Below are 22,682 nucleotides of genomic sequence, written 5' to 3'. Positions count from 1 at the left end.
GCGCTTGGTACGTTTCCGACACTAACGTTTGGGTCGATCTTTTCGTATGCGAGCGGCGTTGGGGGGCGCCGTGAATCGAATTCCTAGATTTTTTTGTCCAAAGCCCCTATACACAGGTGATCGTCCGCACGTTTTTACGGGCGCGGACGGCTGGGAGATCGGATGGCTCTTGCCCTGCATTGGGCTGTGCCATGACTAATTCGGATAAGCCGGATTCCAGCAAAAACCATCAACACCGGAATGAGCTGTTGAGGCGGATGAGTGCGGATGACCTCGCGCTGCTCCAGCCGCATATGCAGCGCTGCGATTTGCCGTTGCGTAAGATGCTGGCGACTCCCAATGTCCCGATCGAAGCCGTCTACTTCATCGAACAGGGCATTGGCTCGGTGGTCGCCAGGACGACGAGCGGCCACGAGGCCGAAGTGGGCTTCATTGGCTTCGAAGGCATGACCGGATCTTGCCTGGTGATGGGCGACGACCGTTCCGCGCATGCTTGCTTTGTGCAGCTCGAAGGCGAAGCGATCCGCATCGAAGCCGGCCCTTTCAAAGCGGCATTGGCGGCAAGCGCGACCTTGCGCATGTTCCTGCTGCGCTTCGTCAACACGCTCCAGACCCAGACCGGCTGCACCGCGCTCGTCAACGCACGGCTAAAGCTGGAGGAGCGGTTGGCGCGGTGGCTGCTCATGTGCGACGACCGGGTTCCCGGCGAACACCTCACCATCACACACGAATTCCTGGCCATCATGCTTGGCGTCAGGCGGCCAGGCGTCACCGTCGCCCTCCAGCTGCTCGAAGGTCGCGCGCTGATCCGGGCGCGCCGGGGCGAGATCATCATTCGCGACCGCGCCGGGCTGATCGAGCTCGCCAATGGCAGTTACGGCGACCCCGAGGCCGAATACGTCAGGCTGATCGGCGAGATCGGCGCAGCCTGACATATCAAGTTTCGTTGTCAGGCTTTGGGACCTGCAGCGTCTCGACAGTCGCGGCGCAACCGGTGCCGCGGTCGATATTATCCGCCGCTTGGATGACCAGCGGCAGAGGCAACGAGTAAGGTGGCATGCTGATCTGGTGCCAAAGCCCTTCGAACTCGTCCGTTGTGCCCGGATGCTCGAAGGAGGGCTGAGAAAAGGCTCAAGACGCGCGCCTGGCCCGCGGTTTCGGGCTCCCCGTGGCCGGCTTGCCCAACGGCATGATCTCGTCGGCCCGTGCCTCCCCACATGCATCCCACGCGCCGTGCCGGCCAACCGGCATCCCGGCGTGTTCAAGGCTCGCGAGCTTGCATCTGGTCTGTTCGGCCGCCGCGCCGAGAAGACAATCGATGGCGAACATGGTGTCGGCGTGGCCGCTTGCCGCGAGCACCTGGCGTATCGTGCTCAATTGAGCGTGCGTGTAGTCCAGAAGCTTGAGCAGATCGATATGATCCAAACCGCCCTCCATCGCATGATGTCGAGAGGCCGATCCGAGGTCGCTCTTGCCACCGGCAATACGCCCATTCGCGCGGCTTGGATAGCCGGATTGTACGAATCGTACAATTTCCCTATTGTCCAGACCGGTAAATACAGGGGGCCCCCTTGGGCATGACCACCGCGCAATCCTAATTGCGCGGCAAATGATTCCTGTCATGGAATCCCGCTTTGGCCGAAACGAGCAAAATCCGAAAAAGTTTCAATTTCTTTCCGATTGTATTTTACCCGAGATGGCCTGAATCTTGGAACTTTCATCCGAACCTGTCGTTTTTCAGGACGATCGTTACTCTACGATCTCAAAGCAACAGGAGGATGACACCATGAAAATCAAGATGATCTGTTTCGGCGCGATGACGCTTTCGATGGTTGCCGGCTCGGCTCTGGCTGCCGGCGACACTGGCACGTCGGCTCTCGACGATCCGGCCAAGATGCAGCCCTTCTACACCGACTCCAGCATGAAGACGATGGTCAGCAATGACGCCTTCGCAACAGCCTGGAAGGCGCTGACGCCGGACGACCAGACGGCGATGATGAAGGCCTGCGAGGACGAGTCCAAGAACGCCAACCCCACCAACACCCATCCGGAATTCTGCAGCAACGCGAAAGCGATCGGTGGCAGCAAGTAGGCGCCCACTGGATCGATGAGGGTCAGCGCTGCCCCTCATCCGCCTGCCGATACCTTCTTCCCGTATGGTGACGGGGAGAAGGTGACTCGCCGCAACCTGGGCTCTTCTTCCGCGACGCAGGCAAATCAGCGGAGCCATCGATGACTGCCCTTCTCCTCGTCATTATACGGGGAGAAGTGCCCGGCGGGCGATGAGGGGCGGCGCTGACTTTGCCAACATGAAGGCACCACGGTCGTCAATTGACGCCGGCTCACCCTGGTTCCTTACCGTCTCGCGGCAACCGGCGCATTCCGTGTCGCCTCCCTATTCCGCCATGTTGCACTGCGATAGATTTGTTGCATTGCGATATCAGCCCGATTGATCCACACTGCCAAGGGCTGGGCTGGGCTTGCACGAAGGATTTATCGTGGCAGCTGCGTTCCGGCCGGACATACAAGGATTGCGCGCCCTCGCCGTCGGCGGCGTCGTCGCCTATCATTTCGGCCTCACCGCGCTGCCCGGCGGCTTTGCCGGCGTCGATATCTTCTTCGTCATTTCCGGCTGGCTGATATCAACCCACCTCATGCGGGAGATCGCCGAGACCGGCCGGCTCGATCTCTGGCGCTTCTATGCCAGGCGCGCGCGGCGGCTTCTGCCGGCAGCCCTGTTCGTCATCCTGGCCACGCTCGCCGCCGGCTACTTCATCCTGGCGCCGCAAGAGCAGGCGCTCTACTCGCGCGGCGCCATGTTTGCCTCCGCCTACACCATCAATTTGTGGCTGCTGCGCTGGTCGTTCGATTATTTCGCCGCCGATGCCGCCAGCAATCCGTTCATCCACTTCTGGTCGCTGTCGGTGGAGGAGCAGTTCTACCTGGCCTGGCCGGCACTGCTTCTGCTGGCCGCATGGCTGCGTCCTGGCCGGCGAACGGCTGCGGCCTTAATCGGCGTCGCCGGCCTCGCCTCGTTCGCCGCCTGCCTGTGGCTGACCAGCGCAGCACCTGCCTGGGCGTTCTATTTCTCGCCGCTGCGCGCCTGGGAGTTCGCCGTCGGCGGCCTGGCGACGCTGGCGCCGGTGGCTTTCCTGCGGTGCCGCGCAGGGCTGCTGGCTGCACTGGGCTGGCTCGGCCTGGTGCTGATCGCGGCGGCGTATCTCTTGTTGAGCGAGAACCTGCCCTTCCCCGGCTGGCGTGCCCTGCTGCCGGTTGCCGGCACCGTGCTGGTGCTGCTGAGCGGCGCCGGCGCGGAACAGACCGGCAGGCAGGCCGAACAGCGGACCGGCTGGCAGGCTTTTGCGCCGGCCGCCGCTCTGTCGCTGCCGCCTTTGCAATGGATCGGCACGCTCTCCTATTCACTCTACCTGTGGCACTGGCCGGTCATCGTCTATGCCGGCATGCTGGTGCCGGACCTATCCGTCCAGCAGCGACTGGGCTGCGGCGTGCTGGCGCTGTCGCTGTCGGTGCTCACCTATCATCTGATCGAGAACCCCGCCCGGCGTGGCGCTTGGCTGGCGGCGGGCGCCCGGGCGCTGATCCCGGCCGTTGCCCTCACCGGTGCCGGCGTGGCGGTCGCCTATGCCAATGCGCACCTGGCCGCGCGCAACATCGACACTGCGCAGCGCGGCATCGAGCAGGCGGCCGAAAAACCTTCCATCGTGCGCGCCACCGACAAGAGCTGCCTGCTCGACTTCCACACGGTGACGCCAAAACCTTGCGTGTTCGGCGCGGCGGACGCCACCCACACCATCGTGCTGTTCGGCGATTCGCATGCCGATCACTGGTCGACGCCGCTGATCGAAGCGGCGAAGCGCAACGACACCAAGGTGATCACCTATCTCAAATCCTCGTGCCGCGCCTCGCGGCTCTCCACCTTCAATGCCGTGCTGAAGCGCGACTACACGGAATGCGACGCTTGGCGCGAGCAGGCGATATCAGACATCATCCGCCTCAAGCCGCGCCTGGTGGTGATCTCCGAATTCTCGATCGGCAATCTGATCCGCGACATGCCCGCCACCAGCCGCGCAGCCGAAACAGCGCGCTGGCAGGCCGGCCTGCGCTCGACCTTGCAGGCATTCAGCCGGGCCGGCGTCGAGACGGCTGTCATTCGCGACACGCCGATCAACGCCAGCTTCGCCGATTCCTGCGTGGCGCGCGCTTTGTGGTGGCGCGAAGCACCCTCGCCGCACTGCGACACGCCCAGGATCGAGGCCGCCAACGACAGCGCCGCGGCCGCCGAGCGCGCCGTCGTGAACAGCGTGCCTGACACGCGCTACATCGACCTCACCGACCGCTTCTGCGGCCCGACCGCCTGCCATGTCGTCATATCGGGCCAACTCGCGTTTCGTGACCGGCATCATCTGGCAACAGCCTTTGCCGAGACGCTGGAGGGACCGTTGGAGCAGGCGCTGTTTTGAGAGTGGGGTGAGAAGCGGCTCGCGCAGCGAAAGCCAATTGTTTGGCTTTTCTCGGACGCCCTGAGCCTGCGAAAGGCCGGGTGGCAGGCACATGAGGGGTGGACCCGGCCCTGCCAATCAATGCATGCCGGAAAATTTCTTTTGATGGCGCGCCAGGAACACCGACCGCAGCGGTCCAGGGCTCTCGCGCGCCGGTATCCGTATCCTTTGTCTTACGAATCCGTGGAACGCGGCCGCGTCTCGGGGGTTATATTAGGTCAACCTTGAAAAGGAGGTAGCTATGAAGAAGCTCCTGCTTGTTTCGGTTATCGCCATTGCTTCGGCGGCGGCGATGATTGCCCCCGCTGATGCCCGCAGTCGTATCACTATCGGCATCGGTGGCTATGCCGACAACTATTACGACGACTATTACGGTGACTACGGCGATCGCTATGTGTATCGTCCTTATTACCAGTACGACACTTACGACAACGGCTACAGGCCGCGTTATTACCACCGACACCACCGACACCACCGTTGCCACATCGAACTGGTGAGGCACTGGCGCCACCATCACAGGATCATCGAGGAGATTCGCGTCTGCGGATAACCTGATCTTGTGAAAACCGATCCGGCCGGCATTGCCGGTCGGATCGCCTCTTGCCCCATTTACCGCCTCCCCATCATCATCCCATAGTGCACCGCCAGCAGATCCAGCCCGACCTTCAGCAGCTTCGTCACCACATCCCGGCCCTCGCCGGTCTGCTCCGCCACCCCCTTGATGGACCCACCGGCGCAGCAGACCTTCTGGACCACGGCGGCCACCTCCCAGTGGCCCAGCGCCCTGGTGGCGGCGGCGTGGGCACGGCCGGCGTCGAGCACGCTGTCGGCGATGCCACCGCCGTGGTGGCCGCCATCGACGCGCTCGGTCCAGCGCATCGGCTTGACGCTTGCCTGCTGGCTGCAGCGGAAATCCTCGCGGTAGCGCAGCCCGGCCTCGCGCTGCTGGCGCGACAGCGAGGTGATGCCGATCAGCGGATCGATGGTGCGCATCCGCACGATGCCGCCGGTGGATGTGAAGCCGTCATTCGACACCTCGTAGACCCGCCTTGCCTCCAGCGTGCCGGCGGCCAGCCGCTTGCGGCCGAAGGCGTCATCCCTGAGCGCGAAATCATGGCCGACCTCGCGGCGAATGCGCACCTGCTCGGCCTCGCCCTTCGGCAGTTTCGGCGCCTGCGGTTTGGCGGCTTTGGTTTTCCTGGGCATGGCTGAGGTCCTCGGTTAGGGTGTTGGGATGGAATGGAACTGGCGATCCTTTGCGCGCCCCTCTGCCCTGCCGGGCCATTCTCTCCCCTCGTGGGAAGATGGCCGGCAGGCCAGGGCTGTCCCGCCGACCTATCATCGCCAACAAGAGCAGCATGTAGGCGCCGACCCGATCGGTGGAGAGTAGCAACATGTCGCCGATGAAATTGGAGACATAAAGCTGCATGAAGGGCCGTTCGCTGGATGGCAGCGCCTCCATGCCGACATCCGGGCTAATGGAACCAGCGCGAATTTTCGACGTTATGCCGCGTCTACGGGAGAGATGCCGATGACAGCCTTCATGCCGGTTACCCTGCGCTTTTGCGACAACACAACCATGCTGGTCGGCTCGGTGGCCGAGGCCGCCGGGGCGCTCAGGCAGAAATGGCCCGACAAGACAGCACCTGGCTATGTCGAGGCGGCCCGGCTCGTTGCGCTCGCCGTCGACGGCACCTGCTGCCAGCGCATCGCCTTCAACGCCCTCACCAAGGCGGCCAGGCAACAGAACATACTGGTGACCAAGCCGAAAAGCCGCGCCCATGACTGGCTGGACGCCGTGACCAGCCCGTGAGAGGCGCGCACGGGCCGAAAAATTGATGCAACCGCCCGCCGGCGCGGCGCGTTTACGAGCGCGGTAGCTGAAGCCGCGCGCAGAGCGAAGGTGAACGCCGTGGGTACCATGAAGACAGGAGTGCCGCTCAAGGTGCGGATGGACGGGGAGATCGAAGAGATCGACAGCGTCAGCGAAGCCGCCGATTTCCTGCAGCGCTGGCCGCTTGAGCGGCGCGGTCATGTGTACCGCAGCGCCCTCAACGCCTGCGGCGCGGCAATCGCCGCGCAGATTTCCGAAGCCGACGCCATGAAAGTGTTCACCGGCTTTGCCCGGGTGGCCAACATACTGGTGGCCGAAGGTGGGCCAGCCATGACGCTCGAGGCCAAGACCATGCAAGGCCGCATGCCCAAACAGGGTCGGCAGGTGCCTAAATAGGCTTGCGGCGGCTTTTCCGCCTCTTTCTCCCCGTTTACGAGGCGTGGTCCGCGCAGGGGACGAAAAGCCAATTGCTTGGCTTTTCGAACAACGAACGCCCGGCAGGGCAATTGGGGGCGGCGCCAGCGCTTCGCAATTGGCATCGGACGCTTGAAGTTCATATCCGCTCTCAATCCGCCACGTCAGCGCGCCGTCCCTCATCCGCCTGCCGGCACTTCTCCCCGTGAACGGAAAAGGGATGCTCATCCCGCCACAAACACGCGGCGCTGGAAGCGCGCCTGGTGGTAGGTGCAGTAGCTTTTCAGCGCCCCAGTCCGCATGCCGCAGCACAGCATGTCGGCGTCCGGCCGGCCGCCCGGCACGTCGTTATCGGGGTCCTCTTGCAGCGCCAGGTCCAGCGGCGCGCGGCAGCGGGAAAACAGGCAGTCGATGAAACGCATCGCCACGCCATGCGGCTGGCGGCCGACGGGCGCACGCGGCGGCACCGGCACCTTGAAACGGTAGGTCTCACCGTCGGCGATCAGCACGCCCACCTCGCGCACGAACAGGCGCGGCGGCAGCCACGCCGGCGAAGGGTCGCGCTTAGGCCCTGCGGCCGTCTTGCACACGCCGGGACCGCTGGTGGCGGCGTCGATCATGCCGGCGGCCGGCTTGGCGCTCGCCATGCCCTGCGCCGGCATGCCATTTGCCAGCTTGCTTCCAGCATACTTGCCCGCGGCCCGCTTGGCCCCGACCGGCGGCCCCTTGCCATTGGCAAAGCCGATCGCGTCCAGCATGGCGTTGCGGTGCACGATGCCGATGATGGCATTGCGCGACACGCGCGCGCCGCGCAGCGCGCTGAATGCCATCGCGATCCTGGAGGCGCAAAGCCCGTCCTTCAGCCAGCGGGCGATCTCGTGCAATTCCGCGTCGGTATAGCTTGCCATTTCCAGACTCCATCCAAGGTTCTGCCTTCGGCCGCGCGCCGCCAGGCAGGCGGTCGGGCCCGGTTGGCCGGATCGCGGTAAGGGGTTGTGGTTCGAGGGCCGGCGGGCGCTGGCTCAGCCGGACCGGCTTCGCGGCCCGGCCGGTTCGACGAGGCGCGAAAGCCGCGCCTCGGCGGTTTTTCTGTCGGGAGCGGAAACCGCCCTGCCCGTCAGCCTGTCGATCAGGATGACGGTGCCGTCTTGGGTGCGGATGCACGACCGGGCGGGCAAGCCAGCGCCATACCGGTCGAATTGGGGGCCGGAGCCGAGGGGAGCGGCGGCTCCGGCCGTTCCGGTCGCCAGGGACGGGCGGACCGGACCCAAGGCTGGTGCATTGAAGCACCAAGCCTCGGGCTTCGCCCCGGCCGGGGAGGAGGACGGCCAGGACGGAAGGGTGCCGACAGGCGCCAGATGCGCCTCATGTGAGGCAGGCGCCTCGGCACCATGAAAGCTGGACAGGTTTTGCATGGCCATATATAAGCATAACTCAAAAATAGATGCAAGCCATTCTTTCATAGACGAGAGCCGCTTTCATCGCTCACATGAGTGCCATGGCAAAAACGGAACTGTCGATCAAGGTCGGGGCGGCGATCCGCAAGGCGCGCAAGCAGCGCGGCCTGGTCATGCGCCACATTGCCGAGCACAACGACACCGATGTCGCCGCCGTCGGCAACTGGGAAACCGGCCGCAACCTGCCCAAGACCGAGAACCTCTTGAAGACCGCCGCCTTCCTGCGCGTCGATCCGGTAGCACTCGGCAGGGGCGAGGTCGTCTTCCTCGACGATGCCGGCCCGGTCGCCGACGCCGAAATCGTCACCGATGCCGCACCCTTGCCCGCCGGGTCGATGGATATCGAGGTGCTGGGCGCGGCCGTCGGCGGCGACGATGGCGATTTCACCTTCAACGGTGAGCCAGCCGGTTACGTCCAGCGCCCGCCGGGCGTCCGCAACCTGCCGAAAGTGTTCGCGCTGCACGTGCTGAGTGATTCCATGGTGCCGCGCTACGAGCCCGGCGACCTGATCTATTGCGGCGGCCGCGACGCCGTGCCCGGCGACCACGTGGTGATCGAGACGTTTCCGGAAGAAAACGAGCGCAATGGCAAGGCCTTCATCAAGAAGCTGGTCAAGCGCACCGCGGGTGAGCTGATGGTCGAGCAGTACAATCCGCCAAAGACGCTAACCTTCAACCGCTACGCCATAAAGCACGTCTGGCGCGTGATTCCGCTGAAGGAGTTGCTGGGGTATTGAAGGTGGGGCGCCTCTTCCTTCTCCCACAAGGGGAGAAGGCAGAACCAGCGCCCTTCTCAAGCCCGCCGCGACCCCTCCAGCGGCACCTCCCGGTCGCTCAGCATCCGCGCTTCGCTGCGCACCCGCTGGCGTTCGTCGATGAACGCCGCCTGGATCGTAACGGTCGCTCCCGGCAGCCCGTCGGCGCGGCAGGCCGAGCAGACGATGCGGCCCGACAAGGCGGCCAGCGGCGTATTGCCCGTCACTCCGAACCGCTTCAACTGATCGGGCCGCCACCAACGGTTGCGGCCGCAATCGGCGCACTCGACCGAGATCGAGGCGACATGCGCGATTGTTGGTTCCCTGCCTGGCAATGCCATCGCCCCTCCTTCGCCTTTTGTTCCTGATTTGTTCGCATATTCCTGCGTTTCGCGCCGGGAGTCGAGTCGCCGTTTTCAAACATTCCCAAAAGTTTTTCTTCTACATATCTTTGAGTTATGCTTATATGAACTCGTAAATGTAAGTCGGAGGCGTAAGCCACCGCCACATCAAGCCCGGGAGTGACGATGGACGCCGCCGATTTCGCCCGCGCCTGCGGTTACACCGGCGGCAGCCCTGCCCTGCTCGAAGCCTTCGAAGCCATCCGCCGCGACGGTATTGCCCACGCCCGCCAGGATCACATCAGGCGCAAGGCGATGATCGACGAGCTGAAACAGTCGGAGATATTGTTCCTGGCCGCGGTCGGCCCGGCGCTATCGGCTGGGGAAGCCATCGAGGATGCCGCCCGCGTCATCGCCTGCTGGCGCAACATGCCGCGCTGGCGCCAGGAGCGGCGCCTGCCCGATCTCGTCAGGGCCAAACAGCAACGGCTCGTGGCGCGCTACTTCCGGCGGTACAGCGAGCGGCTCTGGGCGCGCGAGGCGGCGTGAGGACTGGACCAGCCATTTGCGGGTTCCATCAGCTATCTTGTCTTTCCAGACTGCACCCGGGTGGCGATCGTTCGACGTGCATGATTTGGAATGTTCAAGACTGCCCGCTCAACGGTTCAGACCTGGATAAGGGCCGGCGCGGGAACCATCGCCGCTTTGTTCGTCGCCGGGCCTGACGGGTGCCTTCGGCGCCCTACCCTCCCAGGCCCCGCACCTCGGTCACGTCGGCGAAGCGCTCGCGATCCAAGGAAATGGCTACAAAGCCGTTGCCGGCGAGATGCAAGGTCACCTGCTCGTTGGTGATCGTCACACGTTCGACCAATCTGGCATGGTGATCCGCCAGACGTGCGGACACTTCGGTATTTACAGTGGTCCCCGCCTCATCGGAAAAGCTTATGCCAATTCCGTATCCGGGCTCGCCGCTGTCAATGCTCTTGATCGACTTTCCTACCAACCTTTCGGCTAAGGGCCCTCATGACTTCCTGCTCATCTTGGACGAATGCCTCTCCGGCGGCGTAGCCGCCCGTCCCGCCTCTCTCACCGTCTCACCCGCGACTTCAGCCACCGGTCGAACGCCACCGCCAGGATCAGGATCAGTCCGATGACGATGCTTTGCGTGTAGGAGGAGACGTTGTTGAACTGCAGCCCGTTCTGCAGCACGCCGATCAATGCCGCGCCGACCACTGTGCCGCCGACCGAACCGATGCCGCCGAACAGCGAGGTGCCGCCGATGACGACGGCCGAAATGACCGTCAACTCGTAGCCGATGCCGGCGACCGCCTCGGATGAGTTGAGCCGCGCCGACAGCACGAAGGCGGCGAGCCCGGCGAAGAAGCCGACGATGACGTAAACCGAGATCAGGATGCGGTCGACGCGCAGGCCTGACAGGCGGGCCGCCTCGGCATTGCCGCCGACGGCATAGACGGCGCGGCCATAGCGCGTGTAGCGCAGCACGATGTGGCACAGGATGGCGGCCGCCGCGAAGATGAGCGCCGGCACCGGCACGGGGCCGATCAGCCCGGTGCCGAACCAGCGCATCGAGGCGTCGAAGCCCGAGATCGGGCCGCCATTGGAGATGGTCAGCGTCAGCCCGCGAAACACCGTCAGCCCGCCCAGCGTGACGACGAAGGGCGGCACTTTCAGCCTGGTGATGACTAGCCCTTGCACGCCGCCTGCCGCCGCCCCCACAACGACGGCGGCGAGCAGCGCGGCGAACCAGCCATAGCCTTGCGTGCCGGAGGTCGACAGCGACAGCGTGTTGGCGGTGCCGCCCTTGGCCACCACGGCGGCGACCATGCCGCAGAAGGCGAGCAGCGAGCCGACCGACAGGTCGATGCCGGCGGTCAGGATGACGAAGGTCATGCCGAGCGCGATCAGCCCGGTGATCGAGATCTGCCTTGTGATGTTGAACAGGTTGATCGGGTCCATGAAGCTCGGCTTCAGCACGGTGAAGACGACGATCAGAGCCACCAGGAACAGCAGCGGCCCGAAACTCATCAAAAGCCGCGCGAAATTGATGCCGCCGCGCTGTTCCTCCGCCACGCTCATGGTGTCTCCTTGCGGTCGAGTGCCATCAGTTCCATCAGTCTTTCTTCGCTTGCCTCGACGCCCGGCATCTCGCCGGTGATGCGTCCGCGGCGCATGGTCACGATGCGGTCCGAAACCGCCAGCACCTCGGGCAGTTCGGACGAGATCATCATCACCGCAATGCCGCGCGCCGCAAGCCGCACCAGGATCTGGTGCACTTCCGTCTTGGCTCCGACATCGACGCCGCGCGTCGGCTCGTCGACGATCAGCACCTTGGGATCGCGCGCCAGCCAGCGTGCCAGGACCACCTTCTGCTGGTTGCCGCCCGACAGGCCCTCGATCGCCTGCTCGGCAGAAGCCATGCGGATCGACAGCATCTTCCTGAAGCCGGCGAGCGCATCGCGCTCGCGCCGCTCGGCCATGAAGCCGAAGCCGTTGCTGAAGCTGCCCAGCGAGGCGACGGAAAAGTTCGGCAGGATGCCGAGTGCGGCAAAGATCGCCTGGTGCTTGCGGTCTTCCGGCACCAGGCCGATGCCGAGCGCGATGGCATCGGCGGGTGATGCCGGCGCGATTTGCTTGCCGTCGAGCGTGATCGTACCCGCCGCGATGCGGTCGGCGCCGAAAATGGCGCGCGCCAGCTCCGTGCGGCCCGAGCCGACAAGGCCGGCGACGCCGAGGATTTCGCCAGCCTTGAGGTCGATGTCGACACCGTCGAGCACGATGGCGTGCGGCGCCTCGGGATCGCGCACGGTGCGCAGGCCGCGCACCGACAGCACGACATCACCCGCGACCGCGCGCTGCGTCGGCCGCGCATAGAGCTCCGATGCCGCCCGGCCGACCATCTTTTCGATGATCCTGGGCAGCGCGATTGGCCCACCCTCGCGGTTAAGATGCCCGGCCAGCCTGCCGTCGCGCAGCACCGTCATGCGATCGCAGATGGCGGAGGCCTCCTCCAGCCGGTGGGTGACGAACATGATGGCGACCTTGTCCTTGCGCAGCCGATCCATGATCGACAGCAGGCGCTGCACCTCGGTCTCGGTCAGCGCCGATGTCGGCTCGTCCATGATGATCAGCCGGCTTTTCAGCGACAGCGCACGGGCAATCTCGACCAGCTGCTGTTCGGCCACCGACAGCGCTGAAACCGGTGTCGTCGGATCGATCGACAGGCCGACGCGGGCGATGATGTCGCGGGAGTCTCGCTCCATGCGCCGCCAGCTGACCAGTCCGAGCGGACCGAGCGGCGCGCGGCCGATAAAAATGTTCTCCGCCACCGTCAGCGTCGGGATCAGGCTGAGCTCCTGATAGATGGTGACGATGCCGAGCCGCTTGGCATCCTGCGGGCTCGATGGCTGATAATCGGCCCCGTCGAAGATGATGTGCCCGCTGGAGGGCGGCATGACGCCCGACAGGATCTTCAGCAGCGTCGACTTGCCCGCGCCGTTTTCGCCAAGCAGCCCGAGGATTTCGCCGGTGCGGATGTCGAGCGAGACATCGCTCAGCGCGGTCACGCCGGAAAAACGCTTGGTGATGCCCTCGACGGCGAGCAGGATGGGCGATGGGGCGTTGGCTTCAGCTGGCGACAAGGGGTGCTCCCGGATTGCGGTTCATACCAGCCCCTGTCAGCGCTTGAACACCCCCCTCTGTCCTGCCGGACATCTCCCCCGCAAGGGGGGAGATTGGCAGCGTCATTTGTGGCGCTCTTCCTTGCAGCGTTGAAGATTTGGCGAAAGCAGAACAAACAGCCGATCTCCCCCCTTGCGGGGGAGATGTCCGGCAGGACAGAGGGGGGTGCTGTCCCGCCGGCTTTGCGAATCGGCCGATCCCCGCCAAGTTCTACTTCGTCTCGCCAATCCGCTCCGCCTTGTCGAGATTGTCCTTGCCGATGACGATCGGCGTCAGCAGCACCAGCTTCTCCTTGGGCTCGGTCTTGTCCTTGGCGAACGCCACCGCGATGCGGACCGCCGTGCGCGACTGCTCGCCGGGGAATTGCTCGACGGTGCCGGCAAGTTTGCCGTCACGCACCGCGACCAGCGCCTCGGGAAGCGCATCGAAGCCGTAGATCTTGACGTCGGTGAAGTTGCGCGCCGCGCAGGCCTCCATGGCGCCCAGCGCCATATCGTCATTGGCGCAGACGATGGCGTCCGGCTTGCCGTTGGCGGCGAGCCCCGCCTCGGTCACCGACAGCGCCTCGGCGCGGGCGAAATTGGCGGTCTGCTCGAAGACGATCTGGTACTTGTCCTTCAGGGGATCGAGCACATTGTGCACGCCCTTGTTGCGGTCGATCGCCGGGCCGGCACCCGGCTGGCCCTGCAGATGGAAGATCTTGGCGCCGTTGGGGAACGCCGCCACCATAGCCTGGGCTTCGGCCTCGCCGCCCTTGACGTTGTCGGCGCCAACATGGGCCAGAATACCCTCGACACCGTCGACGCGGCGGTCGATCGTCACCACGGGAACGCCGGCCTTGACCGCTTCCTCGATCGCCGGCGCCAGCGCGTTGACGTCGAGCGGCGAGATGACGATGGCGTTGACCTTCTGCACCAGGGCGGCCTCGATGTCGGCGGTCTGCTTGGTGGCCGAGTTCTGGCCGTCGCTTTCGGTCAAATTGACGCCCTGCGCGGCGGCTTCCGCCTTGATCTCGTTCAGCATGTGCACGAAGAACGGAAAGCCGAGATTGGGCACCGAGCCCAGGATGGTGAGCTTGTCCTGCGCAAACACCGAGGGTGCGGCAAGCATCATGGCGCCAAAGGCCGCGGACGACAGCAGGAATTCGCGTCTGTTCATGGGATCCTCCTCCACAAGAACGCACGCCCCCGAAAACCGGGATCGGTTTCAGGAAGGATCATGCGTCGGTTCAAAGTGTTGGAGCATCCTCCCTGCGCCCGAAAACGCATGCCGCTCCAGCTGGCCGCCGCTGTAAAAAAGAGCCTCCCACCGACGCCTGCGCGGGGATGCTAGCCCAGGGTCAATCATTTGTGCAACATCGATATAACAGAGCTGCCGGGCAACTTATCGGAATTGTCGGATTTTTGAATTGCGGGCTTCCTGCCCTTCGCCGATCGGCTCCGGTGCGCTGCCCCAACACCGCGTGGCGGCCGTCTCGCATGATCGGCGCGCCTGGCTTCCATTCCCTGGGTCCGGCACTATTTCTGGACAATGCGGATCGCCCAGTAGTGGCACCGGTTTTGGGAGAACGATATGCACGACAACACGGCCTGAACTTTCAAAGCCCACGATTTGGAGAATTGCATGAAGCCGCAAATCATCTGCCATATGCTGGCATCCCTTGACGGCAGCCTCCACCCGAGCCGCTACACCAGGAGCCCCGACGGCACCCTGGCCGAATGGTCGAGCCTCTATGAGCATATCCACAATGACCTCGCGGGCGACGCCTGGATCGTCGGCCGCGTCACCATGGCCGAGATGAGCAAGGCCGTCGCGCATCCGCCGGCCAATGCCGGCAAGGTCGACCGGCCCTATCATTTCGCGCGGGCCGGTGCGGGCATTTATGCCGTGGCGCTCGATACCTCGGGCAGGCTTCACTTTTCCAAACCCGACATCGGCGGCGACCATGTCGTGGTGCTGCTCGGGCGTGACGTCGCGGACAGCCATCTGGCCGAGCTCGCCGCCGACGGCGTGTCCTATGTCGTCGCGGAAACCGCCGACATCGATCTCTCGGCGATGGTCGAGGTTCTCGGCCGCGAATTCGGCATCCGCAGGCTGCTGCTCGAGGGCGGTGCCGGCATCAACGGTTCTTTCCTCGCGGCAGGGCTCGTCGATGAGTTGAGCCTTCTCGTCGCGCCGGCGCTCGACGGGCGCGCGGCAAACCAGGGTTTCGTCGAGTTCGGCGAGAGCGGCCTGGCGGGCAAGACGCAGTTGTCCCTGAAGAGCTGCGAGGCGCTGACGCACGGGGTCGTCCATCTGCGCTACGCCGTCACGCCTGGTTGAGCGCTCGCAAAACGGCCGGTAACCTGACTGTTACCAGCCGTATCTCGCCAGCCTTGTCGCCGAGGCTTCAGCCCGTCAGGCGGCGTATTGCATGGCTTCGAGATCGGCGATCAGCGTCGGGCCGGTCGGATGCCAGCCGAGCCGAGCCTGGGTCAGCTGGCTGGAGGCCGGCAGATCCATGGACGCGAACATCCCCATCCAGCCGAAATGCTCCGCCGCCTTTTCCGGCGGTATCGAAACGACCGGCAATTTCAGGCCCCGGCCAACCGTCGCGGCGATCTCGCGCACCTCGACGCCTTCCTCGCCGACGGCGTGATAGCGCGCGCCGGGCTGCCGCTTTTCCACGGCGAGACGATAGAGGCGCGCCGCGTCGAGGAGATGGCCCGCGGAGAAGCGATTGCGGCCTTCGCCGACATAGGCCGAGACGCCCTTCTGACGCGCGATCTCGATAAGCGGCGAGATGAGGCCCTGTTTGACCGGGTTGTGGACCTGCGGCAGCCGCACCACCGACAAATTGACGCCTGCCTCCAGCAAGGCATTGCCGGCCAGTTCCGACGCGATGCGCGGATTGGGATGGCTGGTGTTGAAGACGTCCTCGCTGGCCAACTGGCCGTGTCCGGGGCCGCCCATGCCGACGCCGGAGGTGATCACCAGCGGCCGGTCGGATCCGGCGAGTGCGGCGCCGAGTGCCGCGATGACGCGCTTGTCCTTTTCGCAGTTGTCGGCAAACCGCGAAAAATCATGATCGAACGCCGTATGGATCACGGCCTCCGCCTTGGCCGCGCCGTCACGCAAGCCCTCGGGATCCTCGAGGGTTCCGCGATGCACTTCGGCGCCGGCTGCGGCAAGCGCCTCGGCGCCGGCGTCGGAGCGGGTCACGCCGACCACCTGGTGGCCCGCGTTGATGAGTTCGGGAACAATCGCCGACCCGATGAAACCGGTCGCGCCGGTGAGAAAGATACGCATGCAAAATCTCCTGCATAGTTGCCTGCGTAATATTGCTGGTCTATTATTCTATTAAAGTAGTGACCCTATCATGGTATAATGGCTAACAGGATGCCCTCCAATTCCGCCGGCTCACTGGCAGCGTTCCTGAAAGACCGGCGCACCCGGCTCGATCCCGCATCGTTCGGGTTTTCCGGGCGCAGGCGCACGCCGGGGCTGCGCCGCGAAGAGGTCGCCCAGCGCGCCAACATCAGCCCGACCTGGTACACCTGGCTGGAACAGGGCCGAGGCGGTGCGCCCTCGGCCGATGTCCTCAACCGCATCGCCAAGGGCCTGCTGCTGACCGAGGCGGAACGCGAACATCTTTTCATGCTCGGGCTGGGGCGCCCGCCCGAGGTCCGCTACAGGGGCGTCGAGGGCGTCAGCCCCCGGCTGCAGCGCCTCATCGACACGCTCGATGCCAGCCCCGCTTTGATCAAGACCGCCACCTGGGACGTCGTTGCCTGGAACCGCGCCGCGCAGGTCGTGCTGACCGACTACAGCGCCCTGCCCGCCGGCCAGCGCAACATCCTGCGCTTCATGTTCCGCAGCCCTGTCATCCGTGCCAAGCAGCACGATTGGGAAGGCCTCGCCCGTTTCGTGGTGGGAGCGTTCCGCGCCGATGCGGCCCGCGCCGGCGCGGTCTCAGAGGTCGCCCAGCTCGTTGACGAGCTTTGCAGCGTCAGCCCCGAGTTTGCCGCGCTGTGGCGCGAAAACGACGTGCTCAGCCACGGCGACGGGACAAAGCGCCTGAAGCACCCGGAACTCGGCGATATCGAGCTGGAATATTCGGGGTTCGCGGTCGACGGCCGGCCGGATTTGAGCCTGACCGTCTACAACCCGGTCGACAGCGCCGTCGCCGATCGTATTCGCGCGCTGGCTCTCGCCCGACACCCCAAAGAGTAAGGGCAGGATGACCCATCCGCCGCGATGACGCCCGCCGCCCTCAAGCGCGCTCGCAGACCGCCTTCAGGATCTGCAAGGTCGGCCCCCAGTAGAGATTGGCATGCCAGACGCTGGCCGGCGCGGCGGCGATGACGATTGTCTTGATGATCGGCGCGGCAGACTCATTCATGCGGTGCAAGTCTACCGCGTATGCAGCGGCGACAATATCGCCGTTCCAGGCGGTGCGGATGCCTTCACTGCTTCATGCCCTGCGCACGAAGGCAGCAGCACGGCTTGCGAAGCCATCGCGGCCCGTGGCATCTGTCGGCTCCACCAACACAGACGGCACCATGACACCACGGCGGACACCACCAAGCGGCAGGCAGGCGGCGCCCGGCGTCAGCTTAAACCGCGCGCTGTCGAAGCTCGGCCTGTGCTCGCGCACGCAGGCCGAGGTGCTGATCGCGGAAGGCCGCGTGCGCGTCGGCGGCAAGGTGGTGCGCAATGCCTCACTGCGCGTCGACCTCAACCGCGACCGCATCGTCCTCGACGGTGAGCAAATTGTTGCCGAGCGCAAGGTCTATCTCATCCTCAACAAGCCGCGCGGGCTGGTCACCACCCGCGACGACCCGCAACAGCGCGACACCGTCTATGCCTGCCTCGAAGGGCTCGATTTACCCTTCGTCTCTCCGGTCGGCCGCCTCGACAAGGCCAGCGAAGGCCTGCTGTTGATGACCAACGACACACAATTTGCGAACCGGCTGATGGATCCGGCCTCGCATTTGCCCAAGACCTACCACGTGCAGATCGGCACGGTGCCGGATGAGGCGATGCTGGACAAGTTCCGCGCGGGCGTGACCGTCGACGGCGAGACCCTGACCGCCAGTTCGATCGAGCTTTTGCGCAGCGGTGGCCGCACCGCCTGGCTGGAGATCGTGCTCGACGAAGGCCGCAACCGCCACATCCGCCGCCTGCTCGCGGCGCATGGCATCGAGGTGCTGCGCCTGATCCGCATCGCCATCGGCCGGCTGCAGCTTGGCGACCTCGCCAAGGGGAGCGCGCGGCATCTAACGCCGGAGGAACTCGCGCTGCTGAGCGGGTAAGCGAACGGGCTCAAGGTAGCGTTCTGTGGCGGTGGGTTCTTGAGAGCGCCGCAGAAAAAACTTTTGCACCTCACCGATGATTCCCACCCACCTCCGCTGTCTTCACCTACAGGCACCGGAATCCTCCGGGCCGCAAAAGCGAGGTGATCCATGGGATCGTTACAAGGTCAGAATGTCGTTGTTGTTGGAGGCAGCCGGGGTGTCGGCCGCGCCATCGTCGAAACGGTGTTGAGCGAGGGCGCGACCGTGCTCGCCGTCGCCCGTGGCACGGAACCCCTTCAGGAACTGTCCTGGGAGCACCCCAGGGTGAAGACGCTTGCCGCCGACGCCACGCAGGACACGGCGCCCGAGGCGGTGTTCGCAGCGCTGCAGCCTGACGTGCTGGTGATCTGCGCCGGCGCGCTGGCCCCATCAGCGCCTATCCCGGAACAAAACTGGGAGGACTTTTCCGCCAACTGGGACATGGACGTCAAGGCATCCTTCCTGTTCTGCAAGGCGGCACTCCAGGGCAGGCTGAAGCCGGGCAGCCGCGTAGTGCTGATTTCCAGCGGCGCCGCGCTCAGCGGCGGGCCGCCGAATTCCGGCGGCTATTCCGGCGCCAAGCGCATGCAGATGTTTCTTGCCGCCCACAGCCAGAAGGAGGCCGACCGGCTGGGCCTTGGCCTTCGCTTCATGGCGCTAGTGCCGATGCGCATCATGGCCGGCACCGGCGTCGGCCAACACGGCATTACAGGCGTTTCGGCCTATCTCGGGATCAGCCCGGCGGATTTTCTGGCCAGCATGACCGATGTGCAGACGCCGGCCGATGTCGGGCGCGCCGTGGTCACGCTCGCCGGCGGCAGGCTGCAAGGCGTCTCCTTCACGGTGAGCGGCAGCGGCCTTGCGGCGGCAGCATGAGGCGCGCAGGATGCCGGCCGAAATCAGCACTGCAGGCTCGCTATGACAGATGCTCCCGGCCCGCTTGAGCCGCTGGGCCAGCCGATCCTCGATCGGCTGGCCTTCGAGCGCCTGACAACGGCCCACCGCCGCGAGCTCAAGCTGCACTGCTACCGGATGATGGGTTCGCTGCACGAGGCAGACGACCTCGTCCAGGAGACGTTCCTGAAAGCCTGGCGCGGCCGTTCGCAATTCGACGGGCGCGGTTCGCCGCGCGGCTGGCTCTACACGATCGCTACCAACAGTTGCCTCAACGCCATCAAGGCAAGATCCACGGCGTATCGCATTCTCGAACCGCCCGGACGGCCGCCGACCGAGGGGCGCGCCGCCGGCGGACCCGCCGCCGAGCTCGCATGGCTGGAGCCCTACCCGGACGTCGAGCTGCCCGATCTCGTCGACGGCGAACCCGGTCCGGAAGCGCGCTACGAGACCCGCGAAGCCGTGCAGCTTGCCTTCGTCGCCGCGATCCAGCTTTTGCCGCCCAGGCAGCGCGCCGCCCTTTTGCTCTGCGATGTCCTGGGCTGGTCGGCGCTCGAGACGGCGCAATTGCTGGGCGGCTCAACCACCTCGATCAACAGCGCCCTGCAGCGTGCCCGCGCAACGCTGGTGACGCGCTATCCCCAAGGACGACCCCTACAGCGCGATCGGCCCAACCGCGAGGAGCGCCTGCTGCTCGAGCGCTACATGCAGGCCTGGCAGGCCGCCAATCTCGACGACTTCGTCGAATTGCTGCGCGAGGACGCCACCTACCACATGCCGCCATGGCTGGACTGGTACCGGGGACGCCGGGCGATCCGAACTTTCTTCGAGACTGTCTGGGCCAATTTCGCCGGCTACCATGCGGTCGCCACCAGGGCCAACGGCCAGCCCTCCGTCGCGATCTATGCGCGGCGCCACCAGGATCCCGAGTGGCGCGCGCAGTCACTGCATGTGATCGAGCCGGCCGACGGCCAGATCGCCTCGCTGACTGTTTATGTTGGTCCGCTCGGTCCCGACCTGTTCGCCGCCTTCGGCCTGCCGCCCGTCTGGCCCGAGCCGAACAAATGATCATCGCATCCATCTCCTGACAGAAAGCTGCCGAGGCGATCAGGAAGTTCGACAAGCAGAGACATTTGGAATTGGCCGAAGCATCCCCCAACCACGGGGCGGAGCAGGAGCGAAGATCCGTCGCGAAGACCCGTGAAATGCAGCGGACACAATTCTGCACCGTAGCAACGCTTTGAAGTCGCGGCATGGATCCCCGGGTCTGCGCTGCGTCGCTGCGCTCCTTGCTTCGCCAGAGGATGACGAAGCGACGGCGTGTTGCGCCGAGCCGGCGTTGCTGCCGCCCTACTTCTGGTTCCATTTCCGAATGACCGGTTCGCCCAGATCGTGCTCGTAGCCGAGCACGCTGATGCTGGCCGTGTCGAGCACGAACAGCGCGCCGCCTTCGGGTGGCAGGCCGATCCAGCGCGCCGCGAGCACGCGCAAAAAATGCGCGCTGGAAAACACCAGTATCGAGCCGCCAGCTTCACGAAGCTGTCTGATGATAGCATCCGCCCGCGCACCGACATCGGCCGCCATCTCGCCCTTCGGGCAACCGTCGCGAAACACATTCCAGCCGGGCCGCTCGGCTTGGATCTGTTTTGTCGTCAGCCCCTCATAGGCGCCGTAGTCCCATTCCTGCAGATCGTCCTTCTTGACGCTCTCGGAACCGAAGCCGGCCAGCACGCTGGTGTTGTAGGCGCGCTGCGACGGGCTCGACCACACGGCCGCAAACGACAGGTCTTTCAGGCGATCCGCGACACCGCGCGCGGCCGCCTCGCCGGCCGGCGTCAACGGCATGTCGGTGCGGCCGGTATGCCGCCCCGAAAGGCTCCACGCCGTCTCGCCATGCCGGACCAGATGGATTTGGGGAAACGCGCTGCCCATGAGATGCCTTTCGATGTCGCGAGCACCTTAGGGGACGATATGGGAAAGGGGAATTCGGTTGGTACAAAGTGCGTGGTCGCCTGGCCTTGATCCGCGTCAGGCTGGACCTGTGAGGAGCCCTATACCGCAACTATATCAGGGGTAGCCGCTTCAAGGCTCCCGCCATCCAAGGGCATCGGCCCTTGCTCAACAGGTCGAGATCATCATGTACAAACATCTGCTCATTGCCACCGACGGATCGGAACTGGCCGACAGGGGCGTTGCCCACGGCCTGGCGCTGGCCAGCGGCATTGGTGCCGCCGTCACTTTCATCACCGTCTCCGAACAATTCCCGGTCTTCGCCTGGGGCGGCGCCATGGCCGGCTTTGCCGCGGGCGATGAACTGGCCGCCTACCAGGAAGAGGCGCGCAAGTATGGCAAGGAGGTTCTCGACAAATGCAAGGCATCGGCGGACGCGGCCGGCGTCTCCGCAGAGGTCGTGCATGTCGAGGACAAGAGGCCCGCCGAGGCGATCCTGGAGCTGTCGCAGGCTCGAGGCTGCGACTTGATCGTGATGGCCTCGCACGGGCGTCGCGGACTGGGCAAGCTGCTTCTGGGAAGCCAAACGACGGAAGTGCTGTCCTACACCGAAATCCCGGTGCTGGTGGTGCGCTAAACCTGTCCGCAAATCTCAGCCGCGCGACTGTAATGACAATGTCATTACAGTCTGCTATGATCTGGACGAAGAAGGGAGCTATTCATGCCACCGTCACATCATCCGCTGCCGAAGAGCGTTCCGCTCAATATCCGCGTCAAGCCGGAAGTTCGTAATCTGATCGACCGTGCAGCGGAACTGCTCGGCAAGAATCGCACCGACTTCATGCTTGAAGCGTCGCAACGGGCCGCAGAGGACGCGTTGCTCAACCGGCTTGTGTTCACCGTCGAGCCGGATGTCTACGCTGCGTTTCTGACCCGTCTCGACGCGCCGCCGCAATCGAACGATCGGTTGCGCCGCACCATGACGACAAACGCTCCATGGGACGCTGCGTGACGCTGTCGGCCCCGGTTCCGCTCGCGGAACATCACGAACTCAGCGAATTTTTATCGGGCATACCCTCACTCGACGATTGGTTGAAAAAACGTGCCCGGACCAATCAGGCGGGCGGTGCATCCCGTACCTATGTGACCTGCGATGGCAACCGTGTCGTTGGCTACTACGCCATTGCCAGCGGCGGCGTGAAGATGGTCGAAGCTCCTGGTCGCTTCCGGCGCAATATGCCCGATCCGATCCCGGTTGCGGTGCTGGGCAGGTTGGCGGTCGACAAGGCACATCATGGCCGAGGCATCGGTCGTGCGCTCGTGAGGGATGCCGGTCTACGGATACTCCAGGCCGCTGAGATACTGGGAATCAGAGGCATATTGGTGCACGCCATATCCGAAGACGCCCGAGCCTTCTATCTGGCTGTCGGATTCGAGCCTTCTCTGGTCGAGCCATTGACGCTGATGGTCACGCTCGCCGATCTCAATGCGAGTCTCAGCTGA

At 64.8% G+C, this 22,682-nt stretch carries 28 protein-coding genes; 16 read left to right on the top strand and 12 right to left on the bottom strand.

Annotated elements, in window-relative coordinates; genetic code table 11:
• Positions 1 to 257: 257 nt before the first annotated feature.
• Positions 258 to 932 carry a Crp/Fnr family transcriptional regulator gene (locus NKH19_RS11745; protein WP_352871461.1) on the top strand — a complete coding sequence of 225 codons (675 nt, stop codon included), beginning with the start codon at positions 258 to 260 and terminating at the stop codon, positions 930 to 932.
• 199 nt (positions 933 to 1,131) lie between these two features.
• Here the strand turns inward: NKH19_RS11745 and NKH19_RS11740 are convergent, their stop codons facing one another.
• Positions 1,132 to 1,425 carry a hypothetical protein gene (locus tag NKH19_RS11740; RefSeq protein WP_352871459.1) on the bottom strand — a complete coding sequence of 98 codons (294 nt, stop codon included), beginning with the start codon at positions 1,423 to 1,425 and terminating at the stop codon, positions 1,132 to 1,134.
• Between the two features lie 361 nt (positions 1,426 to 1,786).
• On the opposite strand from NKH19_RS11740, the gene NKH19_RS11735 reads away from it, so the two are divergent.
• The 3 genes from NKH19_RS11735 (at position 1,787) to NKH19_RS11725 (ending at position 5,070) form a co-directional block, all read left to right on the top strand.
• Complete coding sequence (locus NKH19_RS11735) at positions 1,787 to 2,092, top strand: hypothetical protein (RefSeq protein ID WP_352871458.1); 306 nt, start codon at positions 1,787 to 1,789, stop codon at positions 2,090 to 2,092.
• A 406-nt stretch (positions 2,093 to 2,498) separates the two neighbouring features.
• Complete coding sequence (locus NKH19_RS11730) at positions 2,499 to 4,481, top strand: acyltransferase family protein (RefSeq protein WP_352871456.1); 1,983 nt, start codon at positions 2,499 to 2,501, stop codon at positions 4,479 to 4,481.
• Between the two features lie 280 nt (positions 4,482 to 4,761).
• Positions 4,762 to 5,070 (top strand): hypothetical protein, encoded by a 309-nt coding sequence (locus NKH19_RS11725; protein WP_352871454.1) that lies wholly within the window; start codon positions 4,762 to 4,764, stop codon positions 5,068 to 5,070.
• Positions 5,071 to 5,129: 59 nt separating this feature from the next.
• Here the strand turns inward: NKH19_RS11725 and NKH19_RS11720 are convergent, their stop codons facing one another.
• Positions 5,130 to 5,726: a DUF6456 domain-containing protein gene (locus NKH19_RS11720; protein ID WP_352871453.1), complete on the bottom strand. Its 597-nt coding sequence runs from the start codon at positions 5,724 to 5,726 to the stop codon at positions 5,130 to 5,132.
• 325 nt (positions 5,727 to 6,051) lie between these two features.
• Between NKH19_RS11720 and NKH19_RS11715 the strand changes: the two genes are divergently transcribed.
• On the top strand, positions 6,052 to 6,333 hold the full coding sequence (locus NKH19_RS11715; protein ID WP_352871452.1) for a DUF982 domain-containing protein: 282 nt from the start codon (positions 6,052 to 6,054) through the stop codon (positions 6,331 to 6,333).
• 108 nt (positions 6,334 to 6,441) lie between these two features.
• On the top strand, positions 6,442 to 6,750 hold the full coding sequence (locus NKH19_RS11710) for a DUF982 domain-containing protein (RefSeq protein ID WP_352871511.1): 309 nt from the start codon (positions 6,442 to 6,444) through the stop codon (positions 6,748 to 6,750).
• Between the two features lie 242 nt (positions 6,751 to 6,992).
• Here the strand turns inward: NKH19_RS11710 and NKH19_RS11705 are convergent, their stop codons facing one another.
• Positions 6,993 to 7,676: a GcrA cell cycle regulator gene (locus NKH19_RS11705; RefSeq protein WP_352871451.1), complete on the bottom strand. Its 684-nt coding sequence runs from the start codon at positions 7,674 to 7,676 to the stop codon at positions 6,993 to 6,995.
• A 114-nt stretch (positions 7,677 to 7,790) separates the two neighbouring features.
• Entirely contained in the window at positions 7,791 to 7,946 is a 156-nt protein-coding gene (locus NKH19_RS11700) for a hypothetical protein (RefSeq protein ID WP_352982118.1), read from the bottom strand.
• 311 nt (positions 7,947 to 8,257) lie between these two features.
• Here NKH19_RS11700 and NKH19_RS11695 point away from each other — a divergent pair, with 311 nt between their 5' ends.
• Positions 8,258 to 8,962, top strand: a complete 705-nt coding sequence (locus tag NKH19_RS11695; RefSeq protein WP_352871448.1) for an XRE family transcriptional regulator — start codon at positions 8,258 to 8,260, stop codon at positions 8,960 to 8,962.
• Between the two features lie 56 nt (positions 8,963 to 9,018).
• On the opposite strand, the gene NKH19_RS11690 is transcribed toward NKH19_RS11695, so the two are convergent.
• Positions 9,019 to 9,321: a hypothetical protein gene (locus NKH19_RS11690; RefSeq protein ID WP_352871447.1), complete on the bottom strand. Its 303-nt coding sequence runs from the start codon at positions 9,319 to 9,321 to the stop codon at positions 9,019 to 9,021.
• Between the two features lie 186 nt (positions 9,322 to 9,507).
• Here NKH19_RS11690 and NKH19_RS11685 point away from each other — a divergent pair, with 186 nt between their 5' ends.
• Positions 9,508 to 9,870 carry a hypothetical protein gene (locus NKH19_RS11685; RefSeq protein ID WP_352871446.1) on the top strand — a complete coding sequence of 121 codons (363 nt, stop codon included), beginning with the start codon at positions 9,508 to 9,510 and terminating at the stop codon, positions 9,868 to 9,870.
• A gap of 193 nt (positions 9,871 to 10,063) precedes the next feature.
• Here the strand turns inward: NKH19_RS11685 and NKH19_RS11680 are convergent, their stop codons facing one another.
• The 4 genes from NKH19_RS11680 to NKH19_RS11665 all read right to left on the bottom strand — a co-directional run bounded on the left by NKH19_RS11680 (position 10,064) and on the right by NKH19_RS11665 (position 14,178).
• Positions 10,064 to 10,324 carry a hypothetical protein gene (locus NKH19_RS11680; RefSeq protein ID WP_352871445.1) on the bottom strand — a complete coding sequence of 87 codons (261 nt, stop codon included), beginning with the start codon at positions 10,322 to 10,324 and terminating at the stop codon, positions 10,064 to 10,066.
• Between the two features lie 83 nt (positions 10,325 to 10,407).
• A complete protein-coding gene (locus tag NKH19_RS11675; RefSeq protein ID WP_352871444.1) occupies positions 10,408 to 11,418 on the bottom strand; it encodes an ABC transporter permease in 1,011 nt (336 codons plus the stop codon).
• Positions 11,415 to 12,980 carry a sugar ABC transporter ATP-binding protein gene (locus tag NKH19_RS11670; protein ID WP_352871442.1) on the bottom strand — a complete coding sequence of 522 codons (1,566 nt, stop codon included), beginning with the start codon at positions 12,978 to 12,980 and terminating at the stop codon, positions 11,415 to 11,417. The genes NKH19_RS11675 and NKH19_RS11670 overlap by 4 nt, the downstream gene beginning before the upstream one ends.
• Positions 12,981 to 13,230: 250 nt before the next feature.
• Positions 13,231 to 14,178, bottom strand: coding sequence for a substrate-binding domain-containing protein (locus NKH19_RS11665; RefSeq protein WP_352871441.1), 948 nt, complete (start codon positions 14,176 to 14,178; stop codon positions 13,231 to 13,233).
• Between the two features lie 465 nt (positions 14,179 to 14,643).
• Here NKH19_RS11665 and NKH19_RS11660 point away from each other — a divergent pair, with 465 nt between their 5' ends.
• Positions 14,644 to 15,342 (top strand): RibD family protein, encoded by a 699-nt coding sequence (locus NKH19_RS11660; protein ID WP_352871440.1) that lies wholly within the window; start codon positions 14,644 to 14,646, stop codon positions 15,340 to 15,342.
• 75 nt (positions 15,343 to 15,417) lie between these two features.
• Here NKH19_RS11660 and NKH19_RS11655 read toward each other — a convergent pair whose 3' ends face one another.
• On the bottom strand, positions 15,418 to 16,308 hold the full coding sequence (locus NKH19_RS11655) for an SDR family oxidoreductase (protein WP_352871439.1): 891 nt from the start codon (positions 16,306 to 16,308) through the stop codon (positions 15,418 to 15,420).
• A gap of 90 nt (positions 16,309 to 16,398) precedes the next feature.
• Between NKH19_RS11655 and NKH19_RS11650 the strand changes: the two genes are divergently transcribed.
• On the top strand, positions 16,399 to 17,232 hold the full coding sequence (locus NKH19_RS11650) for a helix-turn-helix transcriptional regulator (protein ID WP_352871438.1): 834 nt from the start codon (positions 16,399 to 16,401) through the stop codon (positions 17,230 to 17,232).
• Positions 17,233 to 17,272: 40 nt separating this feature from the next.
• Here the strand turns inward: NKH19_RS11650 and NKH19_RS11645 are convergent, their stop codons facing one another.
• A complete protein-coding gene (locus NKH19_RS11645; protein ID WP_352871436.1) occupies positions 17,273 to 17,401 on the bottom strand; it encodes a hypothetical protein in 129 nt (42 codons plus the stop codon).
• A gap of 160 nt (positions 17,402 to 17,561) precedes the next feature.
• Here NKH19_RS11645 and NKH19_RS11640 point away from each other — a divergent pair, with 160 nt between their 5' ends.
• From NKH19_RS11640 to NKH19_RS11630, 3 genes are all read left to right on the top strand, one after another.
• Positions 17,562 to 18,314: a pseudouridine synthase gene (locus NKH19_RS11640; RefSeq protein WP_352871509.1), complete on the top strand. Its 753-nt coding sequence runs from the start codon at positions 17,562 to 17,564 to the stop codon at positions 18,312 to 18,314.
• Positions 18,315 to 18,464: 150 nt separating this feature from the next.
• Positions 18,465 to 19,211 (top strand): SDR family NAD(P)-dependent oxidoreductase, encoded by a 747-nt coding sequence (locus NKH19_RS11635; RefSeq protein WP_352871435.1) that lies wholly within the window; start codon positions 18,465 to 18,467, stop codon positions 19,209 to 19,211.
• 42 nt (positions 19,212 to 19,253) lie between these two features.
• Complete coding sequence (locus NKH19_RS11630; protein ID WP_352871434.1) at positions 19,254 to 20,297, top strand: RNA polymerase subunit sigma-70; 1,044 nt, start codon at positions 19,254 to 19,256, stop codon at positions 20,295 to 20,297.
• Positions 20,298 to 20,579: 282 nt separating this feature from the next.
• Here the strand turns inward: NKH19_RS11630 and NKH19_RS11625 are convergent, their stop codons facing one another.
• A complete protein-coding gene (locus NKH19_RS11625; RefSeq protein WP_352871433.1) occupies positions 20,580 to 21,161 on the bottom strand; it encodes a histidine phosphatase family protein in 582 nt (193 codons plus the stop codon).
• A 205-nt stretch (positions 21,162 to 21,366) separates the two neighbouring features.
• On the opposite strand from NKH19_RS11625, the gene NKH19_RS11620 reads away from it, so the two are divergent.
• The 3 genes from NKH19_RS11620 to NKH19_RS11610 all read left to right on the top strand — a co-directional run bounded on the left by NKH19_RS11620 (position 21,367) and on the right by NKH19_RS11610 (position 22,682).
• Complete coding sequence (locus NKH19_RS11620) at positions 21,367 to 21,816, top strand: universal stress protein (protein ID WP_352871432.1); 450 nt, start codon at positions 21,367 to 21,369, stop codon at positions 21,814 to 21,816.
• Positions 21,817 to 21,900: 84 nt separating this feature from the next.
• Entirely contained in the window at positions 21,901 to 22,191 is a 291-nt protein-coding gene (locus NKH19_RS11615; protein ID WP_352871431.1) for a type II toxin-antitoxin system TacA family antitoxin, read from the top strand.
• Entirely contained in the window at positions 22,188 to 22,682 is a 495-nt protein-coding gene (locus NKH19_RS11610; protein ID WP_352871430.1) for a GNAT family N-acetyltransferase, read from the top strand. The genes NKH19_RS11615 and NKH19_RS11610 overlap by 4 nt, the downstream gene beginning before the upstream one ends.

Origin of the sequence: Mesorhizobium sp. M1338 (genome assembly GCF_040318045.1) — a bacterium.
Lineage (GTDB): Bacteria > Pseudomonadota > Alphaproteobacteria > Rhizobiales > Rhizobiaceae > Mesorhizobium.
Note: the sequence above shows the minus strand (reverse complement) of the source record. Positions and strands in the feature narration are given on the sequence as shown.

Coding starts and splice junctions, on each gene's coding strand:
- NKH19_RS11745 (WP_352871461.1), top strand. CDS start 258: ATGAGTGCGGATGACCTCGCGCTGCTCCAGCCGCATATGCAGCGCTGC.
- NKH19_RS11735 (WP_352871458.1), top strand. CDS start 1,787: ATGAAAATCAAGATGATCTGTTTCGGCGCGATGACGCTTTCGATGGTT.
- NKH19_RS11725 (WP_352871454.1), top strand. CDS start 4,762: ATGAAGAAGCTCCTGCTTGTTTCGGTTATCGCCATTGCTTCGGCGGCG.
- NKH19_RS11720 (WP_352871453.1), bottom strand. CDS start 5,726: ATGCCCAGGAAAACCAAAGCCGCCAAACCGCAGGCGCCGAAACTGCCG.
- NKH19_RS11715 (WP_352871452.1), top strand. CDS start 6,052: ATGACAGCCTTCATGCCGGTTACCCTGCGCTTTTGCGACAACACAACC.
- NKH19_RS11710 (WP_352871511.1), top strand. CDS start 6,442: ATGAAGACAGGAGTGCCGCTCAAGGTGCGGATGGACGGGGAGATCGAA.
- NKH19_RS11705 (WP_352871451.1), bottom strand. CDS start 7,676: ATGGCAAGCTATACCGACGCGGAATTGCACGAGATCGCCCGCTGGCTG.
- NKH19_RS11695 (WP_352871448.1), top strand. CDS start 8,258: ATGAGTGCCATGGCAAAAACGGAACTGTCGATCAAGGTCGGGGCGGCG.
- NKH19_RS11690 (WP_352871447.1), bottom strand. CDS start 9,321: ATGGCATTGCCAGGCAGGGAACCAACAATCGCGCATGTCGCCTCGATC.
- NKH19_RS11685 (WP_352871446.1), top strand. CDS start 9,508: ATGGACGCCGCCGATTTCGCCCGCGCCTGCGGTTACACCGGCGGCAGC.
- NKH19_RS11675 (WP_352871444.1), bottom strand. CDS start 11,418: ATGAGCGTGGCGGAGGAACAGCGCGGCGGCATCAATTTCGCGCGGCTT.
- NKH19_RS11665 (WP_352871441.1), bottom strand. CDS start 14,178: ATGAACAGACGCGAATTCCTGCTGTCGTCCGCGGCCTTTGGCGCCATG.
- NKH19_RS11660 (WP_352871440.1), top strand. CDS start 14,644: ATGAAGCCGCAAATCATCTGCCATATGCTGGCATCCCTTGACGGCAGC.
- NKH19_RS11655 (WP_352871439.1), bottom strand. CDS start 16,308: ATGCGTATCTTTCTCACCGGCGCGACCGGTTTCATCGGGTCGGCGATT.
- NKH19_RS11650 (WP_352871438.1), top strand. CDS start 16,399: ATGCCCTCCAATTCCGCCGGCTCACTGGCAGCGTTCCTGAAAGACCGG.
- NKH19_RS11645 (WP_352871436.1), bottom strand. CDS start 17,401: ATGAATGAGTCTGCCGCGCCGATCATCAAGACAATCGTCATCGCCGCC.
- NKH19_RS11640 (WP_352871509.1), top strand. CDS start 17,562: ATGACACCACGGCGGACACCACCAAGCGGCAGGCAGGCGGCGCCCGGC.
- NKH19_RS11635 (WP_352871435.1), top strand. CDS start 18,465: ATGGGATCGTTACAAGGTCAGAATGTCGTTGTTGTTGGAGGCAGCCGG.
- NKH19_RS11630 (WP_352871434.1), top strand. CDS start 19,254: ATGACAGATGCTCCCGGCCCGCTTGAGCCGCTGGGCCAGCCGATCCTC.
- NKH19_RS11625 (WP_352871433.1), bottom strand. CDS start 21,161: ATGGGCAGCGCGTTTCCCCAAATCCATCTGGTCCGGCATGGCGAGACG.
- NKH19_RS11620 (WP_352871432.1), top strand. CDS start 21,367: ATGTACAAACATCTGCTCATTGCCACCGACGGATCGGAACTGGCCGAC.
- NKH19_RS11615 (WP_352871431.1), top strand. CDS start 21,901: ATGCCACCGTCACATCATCCGCTGCCGAAGAGCGTTCCGCTCAATATC.